This window comes from Tsukamurella sp. TY48 (genome assembly GCF_019656655.1).
Lineage (GTDB): Bacteria > Actinomycetota > Actinomycetes > Mycobacteriales > Mycobacteriaceae > Tsukamurella > Tsukamurella strandjordii.
This window is the reverse complement of the sequence record NZ_BPMV01000001.1, coordinates 2,176,857-2,201,279: the sequence shown is the minus strand read 5'-3', so window position 1 is coordinate 2,201,279 and position 24,423 is coordinate 2,176,857. Positions and strand designations below refer to the sequence as shown.

The following is a 24,423-nucleotide window of genomic DNA, read 5'->3' as shown; positions in this document are numbered from 1 at the left end:
TCACTGACCTGGGATTATGCGCAGTCCATATGTCGTTCCGGTTGCAGTCTGTATCGCGTGTTTCCAGCGGCCTCATCGCCATCACCGTTATCGGGGGACCGACTCGCCGGCACCTGCGCCTGATCCATCCTGATCCCCCGAATTTCCCAGGTCAGCCCCTAAAACCTGTCACACCCTGCCGCTAGATTCGAGGTCATGGAAGCCCAGGTCCTCGAAGCCGCCGCCCGCCTCAACATGCCCCAGTCGCTGCCGTCGAGCGCGATCCAGCGGGTCCTCGACGCGGACCCGTCGGCCGCTGTTGCCGCCTACATGGCTCTCGCGGAGACCCACGTGGGTCGGGTGGGCTCCACCCGCAACGCGCGCGAAGAGGCGGAGGCCCTGGCGCTCCACGAGGCCGCGAAGAAGTTGGGACTGTTCTCCACAGCGCAGGCCAACGTGGTCCCGCGGTGGTGCGCGGCGACGATGCCCCCTCGGTTGTCGGAGGCTGACGTGCTGATGCCCGCGGACATCATCAACATGACCTGTGAGTTCCTCGCCGTGCTGGCGTACGTGGTGGACACGGGCATGTTCCCGCGGCCCCGTCGCGACGCAGACCTGGGCGCGATTCAGATGGGCGCAGTGCTAAACCCGATCTCGCCCGCCGCGCGCGACCTTTACTTCGACGGACCAGATCCACGCCTGACCAAGGCCCACAAGGAGCTGGTTGAAGCGGTGGCTGCGGATCCGAAGCTCCTGTACCAGCGTCGCAACCATCCCGTGAAGGATCGGATGCTCCTCCGGCTACGGGAAGTGGGCTTCGGGTTCGACACCGCGCGCAAGATTCTGGTGTGCGAGCAGGTCGATTTGGAGCAGGGCAAGGGTGGTCAGCGGCCAACGGAGAGATTCGTGGCGGAGCTGGTGCTCCTCCTGGACCGCCGGTAACCCGGCTCCGCCGTGGCCAAGGGGGACCGACTCGCGACCGTGCGCCGTTTCTGTCGGCCCAGGTCGCTAGCGTGCGCTCCGACAGCATTATCCGGCTCACCAGGAGGAATACCATGGCTCTCCCCACTCTCACCCCCGAACAGCGCGCCAACGCCCTCGCGAAGGCCGCCGAGGTCCGCGCAGCACGCGCCGCGATCAAGGCCGATCTGAAGGCTGGCACCACCACCTTGGCCGAGGTGCTCGACCGCGCCGACGAACCCGCCGTCGGCAAGCTGAAGGTCCTTGCGCTGCTGCAGGCCCTGCCGAAGATCGGCAAGGTCAAGGCCACCGAGATCATGACGGAGCTGGAGATCGCCGACACCCGTCGTGTCGCTGGCCTCGGGGAGCGTCAGCGGGCCCACCTGCTGGAGAGGTTCGCCGCGTAGCAACCCCGCAGGTACAGAAGCCCGCCGCCCCGGACGCTGAGGCGGCGGGCTCCTGCGTCTGGTAGCCCGATCGACGTGTTCCAGCTCCACGGGCCCGCGGACGTGCTCGCCGCGCTCGACGCCGCCAGGTCCGGAGCCATCGGGTAGCTCAGTCAATCCAGGACGCCGTAACGCGCCCGAGCGATGTCCATGTGCGGCCTCCGCGCGGGGCGACCCGTCTTCTCGGGCCCCGCGACTCGGCTGGCTTCAATCTGGCGCAGGATGTCCGGGCGGGCCAGCAGGTTTGCCTCTACCCTGTTCACGTCGTCGGACATGGTTCCGATTGTGCCAGTTCAAGATGCGTGAAGACCCCCACTCGGCCACGCAACCGAGCGGGGGTCAGTGGCGGATCCGGCACACACCCGGTCCACCCGCGACGGGGTACCGTCGCTCTCCCAACACACCGGCGAGGGAGGCACCCCTGCGACCTCGCCGTTCGAGCGGGCCCCTAACCCGCTCGTGATCCATCCTGGTCCGCCGCGAAGGTCCATGGGGCGACACGCCGGGAACCTCATCGCGTCGAGGGGGACCGACATTTCGCCGGCTCCTACACCACCACTCGGAAACGAGAAACGTTCCGGTATTTCGATACTCAGGACCAGAGGTATCGCATGACGCCAACGAAGTCCCGGCGCGCCTCGTCGATCCGGTGCTCCCACTCAGCCACCCGCACCTGCCACGCCTCGTGCGCCGCGTGCTCCGCCGGAGTGAAGGGACGCATCGTGACCGCCTCTCCCACCTTGACCTCCGGGAACAGGTCCCCCGCCGCATCGGATATTGTCTGCTCCCCGTCGGTGTACTCCGGCGTAGGCTCCTCCAGTCGCGCGATGAGCTGCTGGAACTCGGTGCGGCGCTCATCACCGATGTCGCAGATGGACCAGTCGCAGTGGTACGTCAGGCTCGCGATGGCCAGCGCGTTGAAGCTGTGGTCGAACTCGTCGATCACCCAGTCGAACGCGGGGTCCCGCAGGTACGTCGGTGCGCCCACCGCTTCGCCGTAGGTCAGGTGCCGCCGGTCGAACTCCAGCGCGAGGGGGCCGACACACCCCGTGTAGCCGGTGGACATGCCGCCCGGCTCGTGGCTGCGCCCGAACCACTTCGGGTCCCAGTCCGCGCGCAGCCGGAACTCGAGATGCAGTCGGTCCCCCAGGTCCAGCGCGACACCCCGCGCCATCCACGAGGTCACCGCGGGGTCGTGGCGCACACCGAAGCCGAGCTTGAGCTTGAACGTGATCACGGCGGGCCTCCTGGAGCTGCCGGGAGCAAAGCCGACCAGCCTATCGCCGCGGGGACCGACAGCGCGAACGAGATTGGTGGAGCTAAGACTGTGCTGGATCTCAGTCAGATGGGTCATCCTCGACTCGCGCAATGATCTGCGCCCCGGCGTCCAAGTCGTCGCCGCGAAGGTGCTGAAGCGCGTCAACCGTCGACAACTCTGTGAACCCTTCAGGCAGATCGTCAAGGTTGCCCGGCATCTCGGTGCCGACCGGGCCGAAGTACACCTTGAATGACTGGGGCTGCGGAGCTTCTGCAGCGGTGACCACCGACTCGACCGCCACCGGATCGAGTTCGATGCCCCCCTCCTCGGCAAGCTGGAGGATGAGGTAGTACGTCAGCTCAATCAGGAAGACGATCCGCGAGAACAGGGCCCGTGCAGCGAGAAACCTGTTGGCGAGGTCGACGCCGGGTGTCTTCACCTTGGCGTCATCTGCGTGCGCCACGTCGCAGTAGAACCACCCGAAAGCGATCTCGCGGTCCGTCAGTTCGCCTTCCTCGGTGATCATTTTGAAGCCTTGGTGCTCCCCGTCGCGTGCGGCCACGAGTTCCCACTGGGCTTCCCACTCATCGTGGGTCATGTCGGATACGACGCTGAGCTGTTCAGGGGAAACTCCGGCTCGGAGGGCCCTCATGACGGACCTGTAGCTGACGGCTTCGCTTCCGAGGGTGATCGGCCGAATCCGGCTCGCCAAGGACTCGAACAGCTCCTCGTCGCCGGTATCGGATGGCTTCATTCGTGGCGTAGCAGCCCCGTCGGGGGACACGGAGAGCAAGATCGTGTGCTTGCCGAGTGCATAGTCCTTCAGTTCCGAACGATGCTCTCGGACGAGTGAGTGCGCGAGGACTCTCCTTGCTCGAAGTACGAACGCAGAGAGCACTACTTCCGGTTTCAACGCGCCTCCGTTGGCTCGGCGTGGACCCGCGCTACTCGGCCGCGATCACCAGACTCTAGCCACACTGTGGCGAGTCCTACCGAATCGTCGAGTTTGTCAGAGGTGATCACCAAGTCCGCTCCGTTGCGCGCGGCACAACTCCGGATGGACCGACATCGCAGGTGAGATTGGAACCGAACAGGGAGCTGGTGCGTCCAATTGATGTGGAGGAAGAACATGACGAGGTGCCCACCCTGCCCGACTGGGTTGAGGACTACTTCGCTGAACAGCGCCGATACTGGAGGACGCTGCGGGATGGCGGCGTAGTCGACCTCGCGGAAGCCGGGGAGCTGATCCGGCGGCAGGTCGAGGAGCCAAACCGGTGACACCTGGCGACCAAGCGCGGACGGGTGCACCGACAGGAACAGCTGGTGATAGTGCGCATCGACCAGCGACTTGCATGTTGACGGTGGAAATCCCAAGAACCGCGAATCCGCGACGCTACATATCGAAGTAGTCCGGGAAGTGCAGCACGGTCGTATCAGTGGGGAAGCCCGGTGCGAGTTCCTTGAGCACGTGTTCGAAAGCGTCGTTCTCGTCGGTAAGCTCCACGATCCGCCCCGACCCGTAATCATTCACATTGACACCGAACAGCTTCCGCTCGCACGTGATCGCGAACGCCTCCAACCACACCTCAAGGCTCGGCGCATGTATCGGCCGCATCTCTGAGTCGTGGTGGAACTCAAGCACCTGCGCTGGCTGCGTCGGGTACGGGTTGTCCTCTCCGCCTCCGCTGTCTAGCAGCGCCTCGCCCGCCATGTCGATCACCAGCTCCGGACCGCCATGCGCCATCAGCGGAAGGTAAAACTCGCCCCACCATGCAGCCTGCACCCACCCAGGCTCCTCGCGGAGATCTCGGTGCATCTGGACCGATTCCAGCGCGTTCCGCGCCGAGGTCAACTCGTAAATCTTGATCATGTAGCCGGAGCATGGGTACGTACCGGGGGGGTTCGGTCCACGCCAGGCAAGAAACGAACGGTATGCCTCAGGAAGCGGCATACCGAACTCCCGTTCTAGCTCATCGATGTCCTCACCCGGTGAGCCGGGCGCGAGCACGTCGTACAGAGCCGGGTAGTTCGCCGCCAAGGCGGCATCGAGTCGGTCGACCAGAGGGTGCATGGCCTCACTGTATGTCACAGGGCGCTCTCCTTGGAATCTTCGGAAACACGCGCGGGAGTGGGTATATCGCCGTGGCGGATACCCCTACGCTTCGTTCTGCTAGGCGGTGACGAGCTTGACGCCCTCGACCAGTAACTGCTTCGCCAGTGTCGGATCAATCGGGCTCGCCTGGGGTTTGTACGTCGGATCAGAAGCAGCTTGCACGACCACGGCGTGGAAGTCATCAACCCACGCCACGAACGTGTAGCTATCGATAGTCTCGTTCTGTCCTGTACGCGCAACCGTGCGAGTCGCTTCGACCTCGGCATTGGCGATCTCAGGCTTGTCGCGCGGCGTAGTCGCTATCGAAGCCCCGCCGTCAGGAAACTCGTAGGACACAGTGGCGCACGCAGCGCCGTCGGGCCGGGTACGTTTGCCGTTCTTGCTCGGGATCACCTCAGCGGTAACGATGTAGCGCACGCCCTTGTCGAAGGCAGATACCGTTTGCGCGGTTGCTCCGATCAACCTGTCAGTGTTGACCTTCTTCGTATCCTGGCAAGCAGAAGGACGCGCTTTGATCGAGTCATTGCCCGCATTCAATCCACGCACGTCATCAGCGCTGAAGGTCTTCTTCGGCCCCTTGATTACCTGTGTTCCGACGGGAAGCTTGGACACCACCGAGTCGATTCGCCCGAGGTCGAAACTCGTCGGCTTCTCATCCTTGTCACGGGTTGTTGACCACCAGATCGTCCCGCCGCCGACTACGACGACAACCGCAGCCGCTGCACATCCGACCGCGAGCCATGTCTTGCGTTTCGGTTTTGAACCCTCTGGGGTGGCAACTTGCTCGCCCCCGTCGTCGACGGGAACCGAATCGGCCTGTTCGCGGTCCAGCGGCGCTGTCTCATCTTCGCTGCCCTCGAATGAATTGCGATCACTCACGGCTCATATCTCCTAGCTTCGAACGACAATCAGGCTCAGCCCGCGAGGGCATAATCTGCGGCAACCCCGACTGCGGCGGCGCCTGCCCCTACAGCAGCAGGTGCTGCAGCTCCGCCAGCGGCTGCAGCTCCGCCAGCGGCCGCAGCTCCACCGCCTGCCGCTGCGGCGCCGCCCGCACCCGCCGCGCCCGCGCCCACGGCGGCGCAGATTCCAGCAGTTGCGACAACGCACGCCACACCGCCAGCGACCAACACGCCGACTCCAACACCGACGGCGACCTTCTTCCAGTTTCTGCTCCACCAACCGCCCTTCGCCGGCTCAGGAGCAGCCTGCGTAGTCGGAGCAGGCACCTCAGCAGGCTTCTCCGTCTGGGTCGGCTTCGGAGGAGCCGCAGGCGGGTTCTCCGTCGCCGGCGGCTGCGCGGGAGTTCCCGTCGGGTACTCAGGAGTGCCAGGCGGCTGGGTGACAGTCTGAGGAGGCGTGTAGGGAACCTCCGTGGGCGTCGGGACCGAAGTCAAAGTCGGCGTGGCCGTGCTACCCGAGTCCGAGCCCGAAGTCGAAGCTGACGTGTCTGAACCGCTGCCTTCGCCTTCTCCTGTGCCCTCCCCCGCGCCAGCCGATGTCGGATTCTCTGCCAGCTTCTGAGAGATCAGGAACATGATGACAGGGGTTGCCTCTTCCTCCGCCTCACACATTGCGGCCAGTTCCTCGGGCGTGATCTTGTCGTCCACACGAGGGCGGGGAAACCAAGTCTGGCCGTACTGACTAGCGGGGTGCCCTCCCTTCGAACCGTTGATCGAGCCGTTCAATGGGCGCAGGTTCGCCGGATCGTCGGCGATCTCCAACTGCGACTTGAGAGGTAGATTCTTGAAGTTAGGGAGCTCCCACAACGCGCGTGCCGCGAGAATGTGATCAGGCTCTTCGCCCGGTGCAAGCTCCTTCTTCTTCGCCTTATAGTTTGGCTGCTGCCGAACCTTGCTCTCAAAATCCTTCCACTTCGCATAGTCGGGATGCCCAGGTCTAATCGGATCCGCCTTGACGTCGATTAGGTCGAACCAGGGATTAGGCTTGCAGTTCGCCTCTTCCTTCTTCTTCTTCTGCGCGTCCGTCATCTCACGCTGCGCCTTCGCGGGCGTCGTGGCAGGGACAGACTGGGGCACAGATGCCCGGGCCGAGGACTGTGTCGGCTGTGCCGTCGTTGGAGGCTGCGTCGTTGGAGGCGCGGTCGTGTCACCTGGGAGGCGGAATGGCTGCGTCGTCTCAGGAGGATTTGCAGCGGTGGGCACGGATCCTGCACCGTTGCCCGACTGCTGGGGCGCAGTTGTAGGGCTTGGGGGCGCAGTCGTGGGCTCGGGCGTCGGCGATACGGGCGACGGGATCGCGGTATTCGTCGGCGCGGCTGTCGGCAAAGGCGTCTGTGTGGGCTGCGTCGGCTGCTGCGTCTGGCACCATTGCGGCGGCATCGGCGGGACAGGTGTACCGGGCGAATTCTGCCGCCAGTATGCGGCCCAGTCGCCCTGGCAATCGGCGTTCGCGACACCCGTGCCAACCTGCAGGTTTACGCCCGTGACGACGAGCACTGCGAGGACGAACGCCGATAGGATTCTCTTGATCTGAGACACCGCGATCTCCTACAGGCGAGTGGCGGGACCGTAAGCGACGAACTGAGTCGAGCCCAGCTCTGTACGCATGATCACGCGCGTGAATGTGCGGACTGTCATTTGCCCAGCCGCGCCGCTGGCGGACAGATGCACACCGCTCAGGCTGAGGTAGGCGAAGTCTGAGGTCATGGCGATCTTGCCGATGGGCACCTCAGTGATCCCACCATGCTCAATCTTGAACGTCGCGGTCTGACTCGGGATGATCTTGCTCTGCGCACCGACATTCGCGCCTGCATTTCCGCCGACTGTGCCTGTGACACCACCGCTCACGGACCCCGACGGCTGCCCTCCACTGACGCCGCCCTGGCCTTGAATCGAGGGCGTAACAGAAGCATTTACACCGGTGTTGACTCCGCCGTTAACCGAAAGGTCGGGGGTCGTGAGGGTGACTGTTGCTCCACCGTCCGCGCCGACCTTGGCCGGGTAGCCAATCTGGTAGCCAGTTTCGAAGGATGCGCCGAGCAGCTTGCCACCGCGGGGGCCTTCGATCTTCACGGTGTTGTCTCCCGCCAGGAACGCCTCCCGTGAGAACGGGCTGGAGTCGAGCGGGGGCACCGCGTCGAGCTTGTTCTTCTCAAGCTTGATGATGATTTTGAATCCGTCGGGCGTGCTCTTCGTCCGCACGATGTCGCTGCTCGTGGGCTTAGGAGCGGGGTCAGCGTTTACCGAAGCGCTACCGACTCCCATGACGGTGGCCGTAATCGCCAGTGTCAGAACGAGAGATCTCAGCGAAGGACGAGGATGCATTGCGGGCGGACTCCTGGATGCATGGACTTGGGCATACGGCACGTAAGCGGTCGGATCGCCGTGTAGAAGCAAACCGAAACGCTTAAGAAGGCGCTATGAACGCCGCCGCGGGCCGAGCGATCCAAAGGGAGGCCGACGAAGCAATCGACGCAATGTCGATTCTGCGGAGATCCGAGAGCTTCGGGTGAACCGATCGTTGGGTCGAATTCACAGGGGTGAAGCCTCGAACTGGTTTCGTACGCTAGCCGAACCTAGACGCTGTCGCAACTTGTGTGGGTCACCTGGACTGCGACGACTCCCGGGGCAACCGTGTGGTCGACGAACCACGCCGCCGCGCGCATCCGAATCCAGCCGCCCGCCAGCGCTCGAATCCGTGCGGCAACTGGAACAGGCTCGTTCCGAGGCATGGTGGCGGCAGCGATTATCGCCGCCGTTATGGCCGGACGGTCATCCGGGTGTATGCCGCTGTTCTGACCAGTACTGAAGCCATGCCCGATGCCCTCGGGCGGGCCGCCGAGCCACCGAAGAACATACGGCGCTGCTGGGAATCGCAGGTCCAGCAGAGCGATGTGCGTCCCGCTCGCGCGGGCATTGACATCTGCCAGAATTGCGTCTGCCAGGGCTGATTCACTCGGGGTGGACACCTCCCACCCGATGCCGAGAATCTCAGCGGACGGTAGCCGGACCTCGATTGACTCGACGCCGACCACGGCTCCCCCGTCCCGCACGACACCCAGGTCAGCCGACCTCACCACTTGGTCCGCGCTCTCGGGCACCAGCGGGCTTGTGATCCAGTCAACATGCTTGATTGCCAGTCCAAGCGAAGGAACCCGAGTGAAGAAGTCCGCCGGCCCATGCATTGATCGGTCGCGGTAGTCCTCGTCTACACCAAGCAGATTCATCGCCGCCAATGACAGATGCAAGCGCGGGGGCCCCGACTCGACTGAGGGAACCCACAGCCAGGTCGCGAGGTCCGCCGCACAGCGTTCGACGGATGTCGCGTCGAAACCGACTACAGCAGCGACCGCGCCCGCCGTCGTTGGATGCCGAACGGGATGCCCAACTGCATCCCCGACCACAATCTTCTGCCCCGTCTCCAGGACTTCGAAAGCCGCACGCTCGACGTCACGAAAGACCGCCCCCCGTATCCTCGCGGCGTTTGCAAGCCTTCCCCCTGTGGCGCGTCGCTCTCCAACCGCTAAGACCCGCAGGGTGCCATCCATAGCCCGCGCGATGGTCCAGACTCGTGTGTCGGTTACCCCCATAGCTACTGCGTCCTTCCCGACCGTCGCCCTCCACTACCCGGTAGATTTAGCACGTGACGAGTAGCTCCGCAGAGATCCTCGAGGCAAGTGCGCATGTCGCCGAGCACATCCTTCGCCCGCATGCATCTGTCATCGACCAGTCTAAAACGCTGCCGCCCGGTCACCTCGCAGCCCTCCGTGACGCCGGACTGTTCGCAGTTGTCGCAGCCGATGCACCACTGCCACTCATCTTCGACGTCGGCGAGACCCTCGTCGCAAGCTGTCTCAGTACCGGATTCGTTTGGGCTCAGCACCAAGGCGCCATTTTACGAGTCATGCGCGCGCCCAGGGACATTCGCGAACAATGGCTACCACAGCTACTCTCTGGCGAAGTGCTCGCAGGGATCACCTATGCAGGCCTACCCAGCCACGGAGGTTCACTCCGAGCAAGCCGCACCTCCAACGGTGACCTCCTGATAACAGGCGAAGCCCGTTTCGTCACCTCGTGGCCCTGGATCGGCCTCCTCATCGCCTGGGCCTATGAGCCGAACAGTGAGGTCGTCCACGCGGTCGCCATCCCGAATCCCCGAGATCTCACCAGCTCAGTCACGGAACTTCCACTCATCGCCGCGAACGCCTCCAGCACCGTCGCCATCGAGATTGACCAGCCCGGCTGGCACATCCCGACCAGGCAGATCATGTCTACGATCCCTGCCGATCAAGCCCGAACCACCCCGGTCGCCGCAGCCCGGTCCAACGCCACTCTCGCCCTCGGCCTGCTCGCCGGCATCGCCAGCGACCTGTCAGCGCATGATCCGATCGCAGCCGGCACCGTCGCCGACACCCGTACGCGCTTACGCAACCGCCTCGACCAGATCGCCAGCACAACCGCGAACCTCGACGAAATGACCTCAACGCGCGCCGCGCTCTTATCGCACACAATGGACGCCGCAACGACCCTCTACAGGTCAGCAGGATCGGCAGCGACCATCGCAACAAGCACCCCGGCTCGCCGCCTTCGCGAAGCCGCGTTCATACAAAGCGCCGCCACCACGCGCGCCGAACGAGCATTGGCGAACAAGTCTCAGGCGACTAACGCGGCTACAGCTTGAGCCCATACAGTGGGCCTTCGGCTGAGGCTCTGTGACACGTTACGTCTTGCACTGGTTGTCCAACTCCTGCGCCAGCTCGCGGACGTGCGGCTTGAGCGCGTTCGTCCTCGTGAAACCCTCGGTGCTCCTGGCCGCCAGGTCGCCGCGGATCGACTCTGCCCAGTCGCCGACCGCGTCACCGTAGTCCCGTGCGGCGCTGGTCACCTCGCTGGGCGCACCGCTGCGACGTGCCAGGTCGATGACCGTGGTCGACTCCCCGTCGAGCGCGGAAGCCGCGGCGGAGGCGATGGGCTTCACCGAGTTCCACGTCCACCCTTCGGCGCGAACGTGGTCGTTGAGAGCGTCGGTCGCCGGGGACCGGCGGTTGACAGCGGCCAGAACCTGGGTGCACAGGGCCTTGGTCTCAGCGCGCCCGGACACCGTGGTGCTCGCTGCCGCCGAGCTGGTCCGCGTGGTCGTGGTGATGGTCGTCGTCGGGGTGCTCGGGGTCCACACGGGCGTCGTCGTGGGGATCGACACCGCCGCACGTGGTGCCGGAGCGGGCTTGTCGGTCGCCGTCTGAACCAGAGCGATACCGGCTACCAGCGCCACGGCAACACCACCGATGATCAGCGGCTTCTTGTCCATTTCAGTCCTTCGGTAGGGATCAGGCAGGTAGTCGACCTTCGGCGACAGCGAGGACCCACGGCTCCGGCTCCTTGCCTTGCTGGCGGTCCAGCTCGACAGTGAGCTTCGCGGCTTCGCGGCGAGCCGCGGCGCTACCACCCGACAGCTCGAAGTCGGCGGCGGCACGCTGTGCTGTCAGGAGAGCCATCTCGGGTCCACCAGGCACCTCGACGTGCCGCGGCGGTTCCGGAGGTGGTGAGCCCGAGGGCCGCAGGTGGATCACGTTCGCACCCATCCGCGCGATCTCGTGCGCCTGGTCGATGCCTCGGATGCAGCCAGCATCGTCCGCAAGGACGATACGATCCGGGTCGACGCGCACGCAGAGGCGGATGCCCTCCAGCATGCACCGTTCTGCTGCTGCCGCAGCTTCGGCTGGATCAGCGAAGTATCCAGCGCCGCGCGCGGTCTCCCACTCCCGGAGCCTGTCGATGGCGGGCACTTCGATGATCCAGATGTCCTCTGTCATTGTCGGTCCCCGTTCGTCCTGAGCCGCGTCGTGTGCCCCATCGCGCGGTGCACGGCGTCATCGACGGTCCGGAGCGCCTCGTCGACACACTCCAGTCCCCGGTGCACCCCCGTCAGAAGCGAGGGGACCGACACCGCCGGCCCGAGTTCGTCCACGCCGAGCCGGTCGACATCAAGCGCGCCATAGCGGTGCCGAAGCACCGCGAGCTGCCGCCGGACCTGGGTCACTCCATCGAGCAGATTCACGACGCCGTCATACAGCTCTGCTGGGTCATCGATCACCGTCGGTCCCCTTCCTTGCCACGCGGACCGACCAAGGCTTCAACGGTAGGCCCGATGGGAAACCGTTCGGGCTCACTGGGATCACCTGCGCGCCCGACACCGCGAAGTTGTGCCGGTGCTCGACGGGCCCGTTCACCACCTGGAACTCCAGACGCTTGCGCGCCTCGATGGCCGCCTCGTGCGGGTCCAGGAAGTACCCCCGGTTCAGGTCAGGAACCACGTCGTAGCCCGGGTTCAGGTGGACCGGAAGAGCGACGAGGTAGATCGTCGAGGTGCCGGCGACGAAGGAATCCGACTTGACCCAATCGACCGCGGCATCCGTAAGCACCGTGCGGTGGATGTCGGCGTCGGTCCCCTCGCTCACCGCCTCATCCAGGTGCTCGATGAACTCCTCACCGGACGCGAAAGTGGTTACCTCGCCTCGCGCGATGTGCTCGTCGACCTCCCGCTCGCCCGCTTGCCACTCCTTGGTCCAGAACCACTGCTGGCCGCGGCGTGCGATCTCGGCCACGCGGTCCACGATGTCGCTGACGGCTTCCGACGGCGTCCCGCCGAGGGCTGACAGCCCGTGGATCTGGTCGCAGGTCGCAATCCACTCGCCCACGTCGGCGGACCACTCGACTCGGTAGGTGAACTGATTCATTACGCCTCCTGCCAGGAGCTATAGAGGTCGACAAAGGCAGCAAACGGACTCCACACGGCCTGGGCAAGCTCTCCCGTCGCACGCCACCGAGCATCGTCATCCAGGTCCGGGCGCAGCTCCGGACCAATCGCGTTCTCGGCGGCGCGCATAAGCGCGATCTTCAGGACCACGGCGCGGAGCAGTACGTCCGCTTCCTCGCGCGTCGAGGCCATGCTGCGGATCAATCCGTCGCTGTCCAGCGGGTACTCGCGGACAAGCCCATCCGAAGGCTTGAGCCGGTCGGACAGCTCGCTGCTGATCTGGGTAACCCGGTCGAGCACAGCCTCCCGAAGGGCACGTGTTTCAAGAGCCTCTATCCGTCGCACGAGGCCCTCGTGGCTCACCGCTTCTTCGCCGCTCATAGGTTCCGCGCCGTCGCTCCGACAGTCCGCCAATGGAAGGTGCCGAGTTGCTGCTCCCATTGGTCCACGAGGTCGTCCAGACCGACCGCCCGAGCCTCCTCGGGCGCAACCGCGGCAAGGTGGTGCGCCGCGTTCACTGCCTCCCCGAGCTTCATCATCAGGTCGCGCTCGGCGGCGTGCGCCGTGCCAGTCGGCAGCGGATGGATCAGTTCCCGAGTCACCGGTGGCTCCCCTCGCCGCGTGGACCGACCGTGCGCCAGTACATGCGCGCGAGGTCCTGATTCCACCGGTCGATGGTCTGCTCCAGCCCGAGCGCGCGAGTCTCATCCGGTGACACACGAGCGAGTTCGTGGGCCAGCTCGACCGCCTCGCCGAGCTTCATCATCAGGGCGACCTCGACCTCGTACACGTTGCCGGTCGGGAGTGGCGGGCGCGTCATGCCACAGCCTTGATTGCCGGTCCATCGGTCGATGGAAGGGCGTCGCGGATCTTGGTCACAGTGCCTCGCGCAGCCACATCGGCGGCTGCGATGGACCGCACCGACTCGCGTGCGTTGAGCCGGCGGATGACCTCTTCGACGACGGCTTGATCCACTTGGACCACGTCACGGGCCACGAGGTCCGCCGCCTGGGCCACCACTGGATCGGCCGGTCCACTGACTGGCCCATCGTCATCATCTGCGCTGGTCACGGCGTGGCCCATCGTGGACCAAGCGTGGGCCAGCACCGGTTCATCGGCGACGGCAGGTGCGGTATCGGCCACCTCGATGTCGCGAGTAGTCGGCGCAGCCTGGACCGCAGCATGGGCCAGCTCGTGGACCGGCTCGCGGGCCGGTTGGACCATGACCGCGGACCGCGAAGCCTCGTCACCGGGGTGGTCCACAGCCTGGTCCGCGCCCGTCGCGGCCTCCGCATCGAACCGGCTCAAGACCACCAGCGCCAGCGCCGTCACCGCCAGACCGCCGTCGAGCATCAGTGGGAACAGGGCAGCATCGAGTGGCCCATAGCCGTAGGACACAGCGAGGTCCCGCACAGCCGCGAAGCTGACCCGCGCGGCACCGGCAGCAATCAGCGCGACCGTCACGAGGATCGCCCAGTACGTCACTCCGCTCGCGCGAATCCGGCCCCACAGACCGACCAGGTGCGTGAAGGCCAGAAGAGCGACGGGAGCGGCGACCGCCATGATCCGCGGGCCGATTCCCGGGTGCGCGTGAGCCATGTTCGCCGCGACCGACCCCGCGGTGCCCGCGATCAGGAGAACCCAGAGGAACCGGCGGACGGGTTTGGTCAAGCTCATGCTGCCTGCTTCCGGTAGTCGTAAACGGTGCTGCGGGCGACGCCGTACTCGGCTGCGAGGGCTGTCGCGGACTCTCCCGAGGCGAGGCGCTGGCGAAGCTCCTCGGCTTGGTCTGCGGTGAGCTTGGCCTTCCGCCCCTTGTACGCACCCTTCGCCTTCGCGAGCGCAATGCCCTCGCGTTGACGTTCCAGGATCAACGCCCGCTCGAACTCTGCGACCGCACCGAGCATGGTCAGCAGCAGGTTGTTCATCGGGGAGTCGTCTCCGGTGAAGGTGAGGGCCTCCTTGACGAACTCGACTCGTACGCCCTGGCTCGTCAGCTCGCGCACGACGCGGCGGAGGTCTTCGACGTTGCGGGCGAGTCGGTCCATGGAGTGGACCACGAGGGTGTCGCCCTCGCGGATGAAGTCGAGGGCGCGGGTCAGTTCGGGCCGGTTGGTGTTCTTGCCCGACGCCTTGTCGGTGAAGGTCCGGTCGAGCCGGATTCCGTCGAGCTGCCGGTCCGTGTTCTGGTCGGCGGTGCTGACGCGGGTGTAGCCGATGCGCTGCCCCGTGGACATTTGCCCCTCGTTCCCAAAATCGTCCGAATAGGTTCTAGAGATTCCCCTACAACTGTCTGGAAATGATCGAACCGACTCTATTCATACACGATTTCGCCAGGTCGCAAAAGTCCGTCTGAGGCACACCCTGTCTGGACAGTTTCGCCCCCTTGACCAGGATCGTTACACCACAACAATAGAAATAGGAACAATGGCGACCCTTGCTAGAAATAGCCCCCTCAGAGGGCTACTTTGGTCGCATGTGGGTCGCACTCGGATTCGTCGCCGGATTGATCTTCGGCGCGCCGCTCGCAGGGTTCTGGGGTTTCGTGATCCTGACCTGTGCGGGAATCTTGATCCACTTCATGACGGACCGCAATACCTCCGGCGCGACCACCGACGGCCCCGCGGCGAACCTCACTGATCGGCGAGGTGGCCTGGGTCCGGCGCAGGCGAGCTGGAACCGTGCCGCTGAGGGCGCGAACTGGGGCGTATGGCACCAGCGCCCCAACCTGTTCGACAGGTTCACCGTCGGCGGTGTGAAGTACAGCTCGATCAAGAAGCACCGCGAGTGGGGCATCTTCCCAGGTAAGACGGTGTTTGTTCCCCATTTCGCGATCGTCGGCGGTCAGTTCCGCAGCGACGGAGACATGGCGCTCGTGCTGGAGCCCACGCACGACGGCCTGCACGAAGCTCCACTCCAGGGCTTCGTACCGATCGGGCTGGCCGAGTTCGGGACCATGCGCGTCGAGGGCGAGGTGCATCGGCATCACGATGTCGGCCAACGCTATTCGATCCACGTGACCAACCGGCACCGCCCGCTCGACGACGACCCGATCCTGAAGGGTGACCTTGATGAGCACCTCTGACTTCGACGACTTCCTGAACTGGAACAGGCCCAAGGCCGATCCTGCTCCGGCGCAAGAGAACCCGTTCGTGACTCCATCGCCGAAGAACCAGGAGCACCTGCCGGAAACCGATAGGCCGGCGGAGTCGGTCCCCCAGGAACCCGAACGGATCAAGCCGGAGCCGACGTTCGACAAGGTCACCTCGGAGCAGGGGGAACAGGTTGGCGGTAGCGGGAAGGTAATCCGGCCGGAGGGCTTCGACGCCGACGAGACCCCGAAACCGAAGGGGCGCGGCAAGAGCAAAAAGGCCGCACCCGAACCCGACGCGGCGAGTGACGCCGAGCTGCTCAAGAAGATGCGCGCGCGGTCCGCTCAGATCCTCCGCGACCTGCCGAAGACCAAGGTCCACAAGCGGACGCGCGCTGGTGAAAGCCTGCGCCGCGACCTACCTCCGGAGCAGAACGCGCAGCTCACGCGGCAGTTCCTGCGGGAGACCTACGTGGGCAACCCGACCTTGTGGCGCGAGCACTGCGCCGGACTCGGTCTGCACGCTCGGGTCGCAGTCGGCGGCAAAGCACGGACCATGACGGACGCTGTCACCTCGCTTGCACAGCAGGGCGTGCAGGTGATCGCCTCCGGGGAGCGAGATGCCCTGCCGCACCTGGTCGACGTGCGGATCGTCCCGACCTACGACGCTCTCGTTTTCCGCTGCACGTTCCCCGGATCCGTGCTCCACGTGCAGAATCCGTGGGAGACCGACATGGTCACGAGCCAGTCGACCATCGAGTCACCCGACCCCCGCGGGCCAGGTGAGACTTGGGACATCCGGGTCCGGCTCGCCGCAGTAATGAAGTCCTGGAGCCTCGACTTCCGGCCTCCGCCCCCGCCGGAGCCCGACCCCCTCGACGTGATCGCCGTCGAGGTTCCGGTGCTCGCTGCGGCCCTTGCGGATCGCGAGACTCCAGGCCACAACAAGTGGCGGGAGATGGCTCGGGCCGGGGGAATCCGCAGGTCGGAGCCTCGGCAGAAGGTGGCCGGCGGCAAGGCCGTGACCTACGAATCCCACGCCAGCCCGCGATTCGCTGGTGCCGGTATCGGCCTGCGCGGCCCCTGGATCGACATCGAACCCATCCACCAGCGAGGACAGACAGTGGACGACATCAAGCGCCAGATCAAGCAGTTGGCTTCCGTACTCCGGACGCCCAACCTCAAGGTCGCGCCCTCGGGCGACGGCCTGTTCGCACGGCTCAACCTCAACACCAAGCCGCTTCAGTTCCCCTCGTTCGTGGGCATGGAACCCGAGGATTTCACGCGCCCTACCAGCGGAAACACCGAGGCGAGCGTGGTGAAGGCGTACCAGGATCTCGCCTGGCCGCTGGGTGTCACCGCGGAGGGTCGGCGGTTGGAGAACCACCTCGCGACGATCCCGCACACGCTGGTCTGCGGTACCACCGGCTGCGGCAAGACCCGCACAATGATGTCCGGCGTGACGGCGATGTGCGTCCAGGGAGCGCAGATGATCATCTGTGCGGCGAAGGCCGACACCTGGCTGAGCCTGATGAAGCCCGGTGTCTCCCCCGGCGTCCTCCACGTCGCCACCTCCCGCGGCGGCATGCTCCGCGCGGTCGCGTACGTGCTCCACGAGACCCAGCGCAGGAACAACCTGGTCGAGCAGGGTGTGGACCCGAGCACGTTCCCACCCCTCATCCTGCTCTTCGAGGAGCAGGCGTTCTTCACCAAGGCGATGGCTACCGACCCGGCGCTCAAGGACTACCTCCGCGCGCTGGAGAAGATCACGCTGGTCGGTCGGTCCCTCGGCGTGCACTTCATCGGGGCGTCGCAGCGCGTCGAGGACAAGAGCTTCTCCAACGCCCTGTTGGCGCAGGTCAGCAGCCGTATCGCACTGGGTGAGAAGGAGGACATGGCGCTTTCGAAGCTGTTCGACGGTTCCGAGGCTGCCGCCGACGCGATGTCCAGCATCACCAAGTCGATGAAGGGCCGCGGCGTCGTCCTCGACACCGACACGGGCGAGGTCGAGCTGATCCAGATGCCGTACATCTACAGCCCCGGCGCGAAGCCCGTCGAGTACGACAAGGCCACCCCCGAGATGCTGGACAACTGGCAGCGCTGGAAGACCGCACTGGAATCCACTCCGCGCATCCAGTCCCGGATCGGATGGGCCTTCGAGACTGGCGTCGCCGGTGCAGAGAATCCGTGGCAGGAAATGGACTGGGCCGACTTGGAGATGATCCGCCCGATCAATCTCGACCGGCAGGACGAGAACGGGAACTGGGTTCCCATTCCGGAACGGGCGATGTATGACCCCAGCGACGCAGAGAACTACGCCGGTGGTATCAGCAAGTCCAGCGGCAACCACGCCTCAATAGAGTAAGGAAGAAGCCAAGCATGCCTCGTAAGGATCCCATCGCCAACAAGGCTGCACGTGATTTCATGCAGCACTTGGTTCCCGCCTACGCTACGGAACTGACCGATGCGGTGAGGCCGTTGATCGGGTTGGCTCGGAAGTGTGCAGTTGAGGACCACAAGCCCACGATCAACGAGGTCCACCAGATCCTGCACGAGCTTCACTTGGCCCTCAAGGCGTCGGATGAGATGAAGTGGGAACTGCTCGCAGCAACACGCCCCGCCGGATCCACTGTGGAAAACATCGCGCGCGTCTCTCACACGGCGTACTCGAAGACGAAGGCCCGGCTCCGCTTGCATCCGATCAGTCAGGCGAAGGGTGCCAACTTCGTCCGGGTGGATACCCACATGTCACGTACTGGTAGTACGGATTCTGAAAATTCAGATTTTCAAAATTCTTTTTCAAAATCCATTTTCCAGAAAATTTCTCCACAGGTTGTTGGGTGGGAACTCTGGTTTCAGGATTCTGTTGATTCTGATGGTGAGGTATCCGCCTGATGCATGTGGATGCGTGCGGGTGCACACATGACATGTGTGGGTGCGCACACGTGCCCACGGGCACACGTGGATCACGGATCCTCGGGATGTTTCCGGGGGTCGGTCCCCGGTGTGCCCGGCGTGGTGCGCATCTACACCGTGGAGGTCTGTGGAGGGGGTTTTCGACCGTTGAGGCTCCCTCTGAAGGGGCCAATCTGACCGGTCTGGCCCCTTCGGTCGATCTGGGATCTGGGTCTGTTCGGGGCCGTCGGTGGTCGCGCCGCGACCACACAGAAGCTCTGTGTCGAGCAGTCCTGGTCTGCACCCCGCGGTCTGGCCTGAGGAACGGCTCTGACAGGCCGAATGGGGACCATCTGATGTCCGCAGAATCCCACTCACCTATTAGGAATCAATAGGTCGCCGGCCAGCGCAGACACGCCAAAACTTCTCGGCACAGGGCCGTCCGGATCACTAGAATTAGAGACGAACAAGGAAGGAGCAACGTGAACCACGCGAAGGTCGCTGCAACCATTGCCACTATCGGCATCCTTGCAACTGGATGTAGCGAGAAGTCCGCGCCCTTGAACGAGCGCATTTTCACCGATGTCATCTGCATCAAGCAGTACACGGCAGGCATCCAGAACGACTGCTCGACGATTCTCAAGGCAAGCACTGCCGAGCTGGAAAACTGCATCCCACAGAAGCCGCCGAGCCCGATCAGTTCCGTCCAGGAACTCGCGAAGTACTGCCCTTCGGTGGCAGCACGAATCAGCTCGAATACCGGTTACTCCGGCGGGTCCACGGCACCTACTCCGGCGCAGGGGACCGACACCAATACCGAGTCGGGGAATGCCGCCGAGGCAGCGCCGGACTCCGGAAACATGTCGGACCTCGGAGATAAGGTGAAGATGGTCGGCCTCGGGTTCCTTGCGCTCCTCGCGGTCACCGGAATCGGGTTCTGGATCAAGGCCCGACGGGAACAGCAGAACCGCACGGCACAACGGCAACACGCGGCCGATCACGGCTGGCACAGCGACAGCAACTAACGGACTAACTGTCGAAATGAATGGAGAAACGAAATGACAAACCTACGGGACTGGGCGCTCGCGGAGCTGGAGTACCTCACCGCACACCCCACCGTCAGCGGGCACGAGCAGCGGCGCAGCGACGCCGTCCGCGCCCTCGCCGCCACCCCAGCGACCTCCACCGGAGACCGGGCCATCGACGGCCCCGCCGCGGCATGGGACGACGTGAGCATGCCGGTTGCAGGACTGCTCAACGCGCGGGCGCATCAGACCGCGAGCCGGTACGCCTCGAACCTCAGCTTCTTCGATGGCGACGTTGCCGGACACCGCGCATTCGAGCTGGTCGAAGCCCGTCACCCGGCCCTCATGGACGCCGTGAAAGCGGCTGAACTGGCACCCGTGGGTAAGGAGAGCCACACCGTGGAGCAGGTCTGGTCCGCGACCGACGGCGACTTCATCGCCCGATTGGCCACCGAGATCGCGATGGTCGAACTGGCGCGCTGGTGCAGCACGTGGCGCGAGGTCGCCTGATGGACACCGGCAAGATCATCATCGTCGTCGTCGTCGCGGCGCTCTTCCTCGTCGGAGGCTGGTGGGGGCAGCGTGACGCGGACGAGCGGCGCGCGAAGCGTGAAGCCGCTTGGGCGGAGGCCCGGGACAAGGCCGCGTGGAGCATGGGCGGCGACGCCTCGTTCGCCCACCCTGTCGCCGCGGTCACGGATACGCCCGCTGGCCGCAGCCTGGCGCACTCGGATCCCGACACCTATGAGGACTGGTACGGCAACGTCGCCGCGTTCTATCTGACCTGGTGGCGCGAGGAGGTTGACCGGCGCGCACACGGTCTCCAGCGCGGTGTGCCCCTGCCTGGTCCCCCGCAGCCCCCTGCGTGCCCGCCGCACCTTCGGACACCTCCGGCTCCCGGCGAGGGTCAGGGCGCGGCCTACGCTCCGTCTGCACCCACAGCCCCCACAGTGCCCGGTGCACCGAAGGGTACCGACAAGGCGGGTCAGTTCGACCCGAAGGACCGCTCGCCGCGCGAGGACCAGTTCGCGGCCAAGACGTTCGATCCGAAGGACTTGACCCCCGACGCGGACGGGTTCCTATGATGAGGACCCACTTGGACCAGGACGGCTGGCTGGCCTGCGTCAAGGCCACCGGGATCTCCGTACCCGAGGAGCGCGAGCGGATCGTGGACGGGCAGGTCGTGTCGTACACCCGCCACCACCTGCCCCGGATCGTCGCTCGCGCGCCGTACGAGGAGCATGACGAGCAGCGCGACTGGGTCGACGTGGAGCCGGTGTCGTCCCGCGGCCAGACATGGTCTGACATCGCGGCGCGTCAGGGCCAGCTCCGGGGATTCTTCCAGGCACGTGACCTCACCGTCACGCTGTCACCGGCGGATGGACTCAGCGCCCGGATCACGTTCAACCTCACCTGCGACCAGTGCGGACAGGTGACCTGATGGCCAGCGACCTCACCGACGACTTCCAGGCCGCAGCGTCGCGCATGGGCCTACCGACACTGGAGTTCCGCACTCCCCTGGCCCAGCGGATCCAATGCGGAGACGCGGAGGAGTTGGTCAGCGGGTACATGTTGCTCATCGAGCGATGCGAGACGCACCGATACGACATCCTCAGCACCCTTGGTGCCCGGACGTACCGTGTCAGTGAGCTGCACTGCGCGTTGTTGGACGCCCTCGGGCACAGCGAGGTCGATGACGGATTCTGGTCGATGTCCGGGAGTCTCGCGCAGGGCGAGGCGGAACACCTGCTGCACCGTCTCGACGGTGATGCGCTACTGCCGACGCAGATGGTTGATCCGACGGTCGAGTTCCTCGCCTGGATAGCGCACGTCGCAGACCTTGATGTCGAGCTGGGCACGGTGCGGCTCATGGGCTATAAGCGTGCCAGCAGCGAGAGGCGGAACGCGACGGTACGCGCTGCGCGGCTAGACACCGCACGTGCACTCAATCCGAGCGGTGCGGCAGCGGAGAGGCTCTGGTGCATCGGGGTACTCGATGCGGCCCTCGCCGCTGGGTGGACTTGGCAGCGGTATGGGCCGCATCGACTCCCGCTGGATCCACCGGCGGAAGTCGAGGCCCCTTGGATCTCCTTGAGGTGCATCGACCCAAACGATCGCGCGTCAGTCAAGAAGTTGGCTGCGAAGCTCCGCCGTGCCGGAGTCTCGGTGCCTGAGCCCCCGGCAAGCCAGGCGGGGGCATGAGTACCAACGACATCATCTTCTTCGTCTGGATCGGGCTCATGCTGCTGCTGATCTGGCTCGCGCCTCGCTGGCCGTGGCTCCGTCGGGTCCTCGGCGGCAGCGGGACCGGGCAGAGGTCGGCGAGTCGGTCCCCCGAGGATCGGGGGCGCTGACATGGACCGGAACAGGATGATCGCTGCTGCTCAGGCGGCTGGCTGGACCTTGGTGAAGGGTCGGAAGCACTTCAAGCTCGTGCCGCCCGAGGGGACCGACACTCGGTGGATCAACTTGGCCGCGACGCCATCCGACCATCGCGCCGCCGCGAACACCGCAGCCCGTCTGCGCCGCGCGGGCGTCCCTGTGCCCCACCGAGGCGGTCACCGCTGACCGCTGCGCCGCCCCCGCTCCACCACGAGCGGTTAGTCAAGTCCTAGTGCAGTTCGCTGCTGCGCTATTAGCTCTAAGAGCCAATCTGGATACGTGGACGGTGCTGGAACTGCGTACCCCTTCAGCGTGCTCTCCGTGCCGTCTGACTTGATCTTGGGGCCTTCGGCCCCGACGATGACGGAGCCGTCAGCCTTCATATCGATGCTGAGTCGGTGTGGACGGACAACTTCCCAGCGGTGCTCGTCGCGCATGTGCGCCGCACCATCAACGATGAACAGATCCTGGATGTTTGCGCGCGTCCTGCGGACCTCGACCCCGTCGAATGTGTGCCAATTGCCGTCCGCGGTGACAGTCTCTGTCACGAGACTCCGTGCCCACGCCGGGGCAAGCAGCTCGTTCTTTGGACTGTATGAGACAGGCGTGTTCACCGGGGTGTAGTAGAAGCAGCCACTTCGCTTGCCAGCGGTGCCGTCCTTCTTGGCGATGCTCCCACCCACGGTGAAGCTGTAAGGATGCCGTTCCTCTCCGCGGGGCCCTTCGCCTCTGCGTATCGTTACTGATGCGCGCTCAGGACATAGCCCGGTGACTTTTCCTTCGGTGTCCTCGCCCGGTCGTTGATACGCAGCACCAACCGAGTACAGGATGTCCGCGTTGCGCACGTCATACGAGCGCTCCTCTTTGCCCGGATACTTCGACCTCCGGATGCTCACCTCGTTCATGCGTTGGAGAGTATCTGTCGCTACCTCGGTCAGCAGGTGGAGGCGCGGCAGCCCGTCTGCGCCGTGCGGGAGTCCCCGTACCCCACCGTGGCAGTCACCGCTGACATCCTCTCCACGAGCTGGGGCGTCCAGAGCCGAACGCGCCCAGCTACGTCGCCTCGGCGAGCTTGACGAGGCGAAGGTCCGGGCTCTTGCCCTGTCTCGTAGCGGCCTTGACGGCAACTTTCGCGGCCGCGCTGCGGACGGCAACGCTGCGCCGAGCCTCGCGGGGCGCGGACGCGCGCATGCGAGTGGATTCCTCATCGGTCATCAGCGGCCCCTCCTTCCCAGCTCCACCGGGTTGCCGTCCGGGTCGACGGCGCACCGGGGACCGACACCAACATCTCCCGCGACACTGAAGCCCTCAGCCCGTAGAGCCTCGACGGTCGCGGCGGGGTCCGCCACGTTGCACCCCAGGCGCACGTAGGTCACTGGGAGCCTCTCCCCCGCGGGCCACAGCCACAGAGTCGTGGACCCGGTGGACCGGTACGTATCAATGTCCCCAACCCTTTCCGCGCGAAGGTCGAAGCCCAGGATTCGGTAGAACTGCGCGCTGGCTTCAACGTCATTGCAGTAGAGCATCATCAGCGCCACCTCGGGCGGCAGATGGCGGCGCAGCGGCCGAGGGTGCAGGCCCTCGTGGGGGACCGACAGTCCTCGGTCAACGATCTCCTGGACCTCGGGCGGCAGATCGCGGTGCTGGTACGAGCGAGTGACTCTCGGGGATTCGGCGGCGCGCTTGAGCATCTCGCGCAGCTCGGGATTCTCGTCGTATTCGCGCTGTGCCGCATCGGGATCCTCCTGGTCAGGGCCGCGGGCCCACACGCGGCGGGGGCTGGTGTTCGCCAAGCCCTCCTCGACGATCCGTCGCACGTCAGACTTCAGGTAGGCCTTCTCGAACGGGGTCAGTTCCTCTTCCTCGTCGCTCATGTGCAGGTTCCTATTTCTTGAGTGATGGTGTAGCGCTGGCTAATTCGATTCCTCTGACGTATTCTGAAACGTTGGCCTCACCCCGAATCCGGAGGACCCCAGTGAAGTTCTCGACCATCGTCTCAGCCGGTGCCGCCCTGGTGCTGACCGTTGGCGCGGCCAGTTGTTCATTCCCTCCCGCTGGTCACCGCGCGACGGAACCGACCAGCTCCTACGGCACCTCAATCACAACCCCGGGCGGGGGGACCAACCGTCAGTCCGAACCTGACGCCGACGGCTGCACGCACACGATCCGCATCGGGCCCGACGGCACCGAAGAACACCATCTCGACGCCAATTGCCCCGTGATCTACCCGCCCGAGGGCGAGCGGGTGATCGACGTCGGTCCCCCGCTCCACCGGATCACCCCCGTCGCGCCGGTGGAGCCGTGGATGCTCCCAGAAGCCAGCCAGCCCGAAGCTGTTACGCCCGTGGCCCCGGTCGAGCCCGGGGACATCCCGATCTGATCCAGCTCGCAGAACAGGGCCGTCAGCAACGCTGACGGCCCTGTTGTCGCTACGGGCTCCCGGACGGCCCGACCAGCCGACTTCGTGACGTAGGCATCGCGACCCAAGAGCGCGATTACTACACCACAAGAATCGATATGTAAACATTCAGGTTATGGAACAACGCGGCAGACAG

At 65.1% G+C, this 24,423-nt stretch carries 34 protein-coding genes; 14 read left to right on the top strand and 20 right to left on the bottom strand.

The window, feature by feature from the left end:
- Window positions 1-195 precede the first annotated feature (195 nt).
- Window positions 196-921, top strand: a complete 726-nt coding sequence (locus TTY48_RS10730; RefSeq protein ID WP_220657476.1) for a hypothetical protein — start codon at window positions 196-198, stop codon at window positions 919-921.
- 113 nt (window positions 922-1,034) lie between these two features.
- Window positions 1,035-1,346, top strand: a complete 312-nt coding sequence (gene mihF, locus TTY48_RS10725) for an integration host factor, actinobacterial type (RefSeq protein WP_220657475.1) — start codon at window positions 1,035-1,037, stop codon at window positions 1,344-1,346.
- A gap of 152 nt (window positions 1,347-1,498) precedes the next feature.
- Here mihF and TTY48_RS10720 read toward each other — a convergent pair whose 3' ends face one another.
- The 3 genes from TTY48_RS10720 to TTY48_RS10710 form a co-directional block, all read right to left on the bottom strand.
- Window positions 1,499-1,660: a hypothetical protein gene (locus tag TTY48_RS10720; protein ID WP_220657474.1), complete on the bottom strand. Its 162-nt coding sequence runs from the start codon at window positions 1,658-1,660 to the stop codon at window positions 1,499-1,501.
- 317 nt (window positions 1,661-1,977) lie between these two features.
- Complete coding sequence (locus tag TTY48_RS10715; protein ID WP_220657473.1) at window positions 1,978-2,622, bottom strand: hypothetical protein; 645 nt, start codon at window positions 2,620-2,622, stop codon at window positions 1,978-1,980.
- A gap of 100 nt (window positions 2,623-2,722) precedes the next feature.
- On the bottom strand, window positions 2,723-3,541 hold the full coding sequence (locus TTY48_RS10710) for a hypothetical protein (RefSeq protein WP_220657472.1): 819 nt from the start codon (window positions 3,539-3,541) through the stop codon (window positions 2,723-2,725).
- A 239-nt stretch (window positions 3,542-3,780) separates the two neighbouring features.
- Between TTY48_RS10710 and TTY48_RS10705 the strand changes: the two genes are divergently transcribed.
- A complete protein-coding gene (locus TTY48_RS10705) occupies window positions 3,781-3,921 on the top strand; it encodes a hypothetical protein (RefSeq protein WP_220657471.1) in 141 nt (46 codons plus the stop codon).
- Between the two features lie 115 nt (window positions 3,922-4,036).
- Here TTY48_RS10705 and TTY48_RS10700 read toward each other — a convergent pair whose 3' ends face one another.
- The 5 genes from TTY48_RS10700 to TTY48_RS10680 form a co-directional block, all read right to left on the bottom strand.
- The gene (locus TTY48_RS10700; protein WP_220657470.1) at window positions 4,037-4,714 is read right to left on the bottom strand and encodes an SMI1/KNR4 family protein; all 678 of its coding nucleotides are present in this window, start codon (window positions 4,712-4,714) and stop codon (window positions 4,037-4,039) included.
- A gap of 99 nt (window positions 4,715-4,813) precedes the next feature.
- Window positions 4,814-5,635 carry a DUF5642 family protein gene (locus TTY48_RS10695; RefSeq protein WP_220657469.1) on the bottom strand — a complete coding sequence of 274 codons (822 nt, stop codon included), beginning with the start codon at window positions 5,633-5,635 and terminating at the stop codon, window positions 4,814-4,816.
- Between the two features lie 35 nt (window positions 5,636-5,670).
- Entirely contained in the window at window positions 5,671-6,747 is a 1,077-nt protein-coding gene (locus tag TTY48_RS10690) for a hypothetical protein (protein ID WP_220657468.1), read from the bottom strand.
- A gap of 519 nt (window positions 6,748-7,266) precedes the next feature.
- Window positions 7,267-7,920: an MspA family porin gene (locus TTY48_RS10685; RefSeq protein WP_220657467.1), complete on the bottom strand. Its 654-nt coding sequence runs from the start codon at window positions 7,918-7,920 to the stop codon at window positions 7,267-7,269.
- Between the two features lie 374 nt (window positions 7,921-8,294).
- Window positions 8,295-9,266: a hypothetical protein gene (locus TTY48_RS10680; RefSeq protein WP_220657466.1), complete on the bottom strand. Its 972-nt coding sequence runs from the start codon at window positions 9,264-9,266 to the stop codon at window positions 8,295-8,297.
- Between the two features lie 95 nt (window positions 9,267-9,361).
- On the opposite strand from TTY48_RS10680, the gene TTY48_RS10675 reads away from it, so the two are divergent.
- Window positions 9,362-10,399 (top strand): hypothetical protein, encoded by a 1,038-nt coding sequence (locus TTY48_RS10675; RefSeq protein WP_220657465.1) that lies wholly within the window; start codon window positions 9,362-9,364, stop codon window positions 10,397-10,399.
- Window positions 10,400-10,438: 39 nt separating this feature from the next.
- Here TTY48_RS10675 and TTY48_RS10670 read toward each other — a convergent pair whose 3' ends face one another.
- The 9 genes from TTY48_RS10670 to TTY48_RS10630 form a co-directional block, all read right to left on the bottom strand.
- The gene (locus TTY48_RS10670) at window positions 10,439-11,026 is read right to left on the bottom strand and encodes a hypothetical protein (protein ID WP_220657464.1); all 588 of its coding nucleotides are present in this window, start codon (window positions 11,024-11,026) and stop codon (window positions 10,439-10,441) included.
- Window positions 11,027-11,045: 19 nt separating this feature from the next.
- The gene (locus TTY48_RS10665) at window positions 11,046-11,531 is read right to left on the bottom strand and encodes a hypothetical protein (protein ID WP_220657463.1); all 486 of its coding nucleotides are present in this window, start codon (window positions 11,529-11,531) and stop codon (window positions 11,046-11,048) included.
- Window positions 11,528-11,812, bottom strand: coding sequence for a hypothetical protein (locus TTY48_RS10660; RefSeq protein WP_220657462.1), 285 nt, complete (start codon window positions 11,810-11,812; stop codon window positions 11,528-11,530). The genes TTY48_RS10665 and TTY48_RS10660 overlap by 4 nt, the downstream gene beginning before the upstream one ends.
- A complete protein-coding gene (locus tag TTY48_RS10655; protein WP_220657461.1) occupies window positions 11,802-12,323 on the bottom strand; it encodes a hypothetical protein in 522 nt (173 codons plus the stop codon). The genes TTY48_RS10660 and TTY48_RS10655 overlap by 11 nt, the downstream gene beginning before the upstream one ends.
- A 131-nt stretch (window positions 12,324-12,454) precedes the next feature.
- Window positions 12,455-12,856, bottom strand: a complete 402-nt coding sequence (locus tag TTY48_RS10650) for a hypothetical protein (RefSeq protein WP_220657460.1) — start codon at window positions 12,854-12,856, stop codon at window positions 12,455-12,457.
- Window positions 12,853-13,077, bottom strand: a complete 225-nt coding sequence (locus tag TTY48_RS10645) for a hypothetical protein (RefSeq protein ID WP_220657459.1) — start codon at window positions 13,075-13,077, stop codon at window positions 12,853-12,855. Before TTY48_RS10645 ends, TTY48_RS10650 begins: the two co-directional genes overlap by 4 nt.
- Window positions 13,074-13,295 carry a hypothetical protein gene (locus TTY48_RS10640; RefSeq protein WP_220657458.1) on the bottom strand — a complete coding sequence of 74 codons (222 nt, stop codon included), beginning with the start codon at window positions 13,293-13,295 and terminating at the stop codon, window positions 13,074-13,076. The genes TTY48_RS10645 and TTY48_RS10640 overlap by 4 nt, the downstream gene beginning before the upstream one ends.
- On the bottom strand, window positions 13,292-14,152 hold the full coding sequence (locus tag TTY48_RS10635; RefSeq protein WP_220657457.1) for a DUF2637 domain-containing protein: 861 nt from the start codon (window positions 14,150-14,152) through the stop codon (window positions 13,292-13,294). Before TTY48_RS10635 ends, TTY48_RS10640 begins: the two co-directional genes overlap by 4 nt.
- A complete protein-coding gene (locus TTY48_RS10630) occupies window positions 14,149-14,712 on the bottom strand; it encodes a recombinase family protein (RefSeq protein ID WP_220657456.1) in 564 nt (187 codons plus the stop codon). Before TTY48_RS10630 ends, TTY48_RS10635 begins: the two co-directional genes overlap by 4 nt.
- Before the next feature lie 269 nt (window positions 14,713-14,981).
- Between TTY48_RS10630 and TTY48_RS10625 the strand changes: the two genes are divergently transcribed.
- From TTY48_RS10625 to TTY48_RS10585, 9 genes are all read left to right on the top strand, one after another.
- A complete protein-coding gene (locus TTY48_RS10625; protein ID WP_220657455.1) occupies window positions 14,982-15,560 on the top strand; it encodes a hypothetical protein in 579 nt (192 codons plus the stop codon).
- The gene (locus TTY48_RS10620) at window positions 15,547-17,931 is read left to right on the top strand and encodes a hypothetical protein (protein WP_220657454.1); all 2,385 of its coding nucleotides are present in this window, start codon (window positions 15,547-15,549) and stop codon (window positions 17,929-17,931) included. The genes TTY48_RS10625 and TTY48_RS10620 overlap by 14 nt, the downstream gene beginning before the upstream one ends.
- 14 nt (window positions 17,932-17,945) lie before the next feature.
- Entirely contained in the window at window positions 17,946-18,461 is a 516-nt protein-coding gene (locus tag TTY48_RS10615) for a hypothetical protein (RefSeq protein ID WP_220657453.1), read from the top strand.
- 482 nt (window positions 18,462-18,943) lie between these two features.
- On the top strand, window positions 18,944-19,486 hold the full coding sequence (locus TTY48_RS10610) for a hypothetical protein (protein WP_220657452.1): 543 nt from the start codon (window positions 18,944-18,946) through the stop codon (window positions 19,484-19,486).
- 33 nt (window positions 19,487-19,519) lie between these two features.
- A complete protein-coding gene (locus tag TTY48_RS10605) occupies window positions 19,520-19,996 on the top strand; it encodes a hypothetical protein (RefSeq protein WP_220657451.1) in 477 nt (158 codons plus the stop codon).
- Window positions 19,996-20,571 carry a hypothetical protein gene (locus TTY48_RS10600; RefSeq protein ID WP_220657450.1) on the top strand — a complete coding sequence of 192 codons (576 nt, stop codon included), beginning with the start codon at window positions 19,996-19,998 and terminating at the stop codon, window positions 20,569-20,571. The genes TTY48_RS10605 and TTY48_RS10600 overlap by 1 nt, the downstream gene beginning before the upstream one ends.
- Window positions 20,568-20,927, top strand: coding sequence for a hypothetical protein (locus tag TTY48_RS10595; protein WP_220657449.1), 360 nt, complete (start codon window positions 20,568-20,570; stop codon window positions 20,925-20,927). The genes TTY48_RS10600 and TTY48_RS10595 overlap by 4 nt, the downstream gene beginning before the upstream one ends.
- Window positions 20,927-21,688 (top strand): hypothetical protein, encoded by a 762-nt coding sequence (locus TTY48_RS10590; protein WP_220657448.1) that lies wholly within the window; start codon window positions 20,927-20,929, stop codon window positions 21,686-21,688. Before TTY48_RS10595 ends, TTY48_RS10590 begins: the two co-directional genes overlap by 1 nt.
- Window positions 21,685-21,840, top strand: coding sequence for a hypothetical protein (locus TTY48_RS10585; protein WP_220657447.1), 156 nt, complete (start codon window positions 21,685-21,687; stop codon window positions 21,838-21,840). The genes TTY48_RS10590 and TTY48_RS10585 overlap by 4 nt, the downstream gene beginning before the upstream one ends.
- 246 nt (window positions 21,841-22,086) lie before the next feature.
- Here TTY48_RS10585 and TTY48_RS10580 read toward each other — a convergent pair whose 3' ends face one another.
- The 3 genes from TTY48_RS10580 to TTY48_RS10570 all read right to left on the bottom strand — a co-directional run bounded on the left by TTY48_RS10580 (window position 22,087) and on the right by TTY48_RS10570 (window position 23,742).
- Window positions 22,087-22,773 (bottom strand): hypothetical protein, encoded by a 687-nt coding sequence (locus tag TTY48_RS10580; protein ID WP_220657446.1) that lies wholly within the window; start codon window positions 22,771-22,773, stop codon window positions 22,087-22,089.
- Between the two features lie 148 nt (window positions 22,774-22,921).
- On the bottom strand, window positions 22,922-23,083 hold the full coding sequence (locus TTY48_RS10575; protein WP_220657445.1) for a hypothetical protein: 162 nt from the start codon (window positions 23,081-23,083) through the stop codon (window positions 22,922-22,924).
- Window positions 23,083-23,742 carry a VOC family protein gene (locus TTY48_RS10570; protein ID WP_220657444.1) on the bottom strand — a complete coding sequence of 220 codons (660 nt, stop codon included), beginning with the start codon at window positions 23,740-23,742 and terminating at the stop codon, window positions 23,083-23,085. Before TTY48_RS10570 ends, TTY48_RS10575 begins: the two co-directional genes overlap by 1 nt.
- Before the next feature lie 101 nt (window positions 23,743-23,843).
- Here TTY48_RS10570 and TTY48_RS10565 point away from each other — a divergent pair, with 101 nt between their 5' ends.
- Window positions 23,844-24,248: a hypothetical protein gene (locus tag TTY48_RS10565; protein WP_220657443.1), complete on the top strand. Its 405-nt coding sequence runs from the start codon at window positions 23,844-23,846 to the stop codon at window positions 24,246-24,248.
- Window positions 24,249-24,423: the final 175 nt, after the last annotated feature.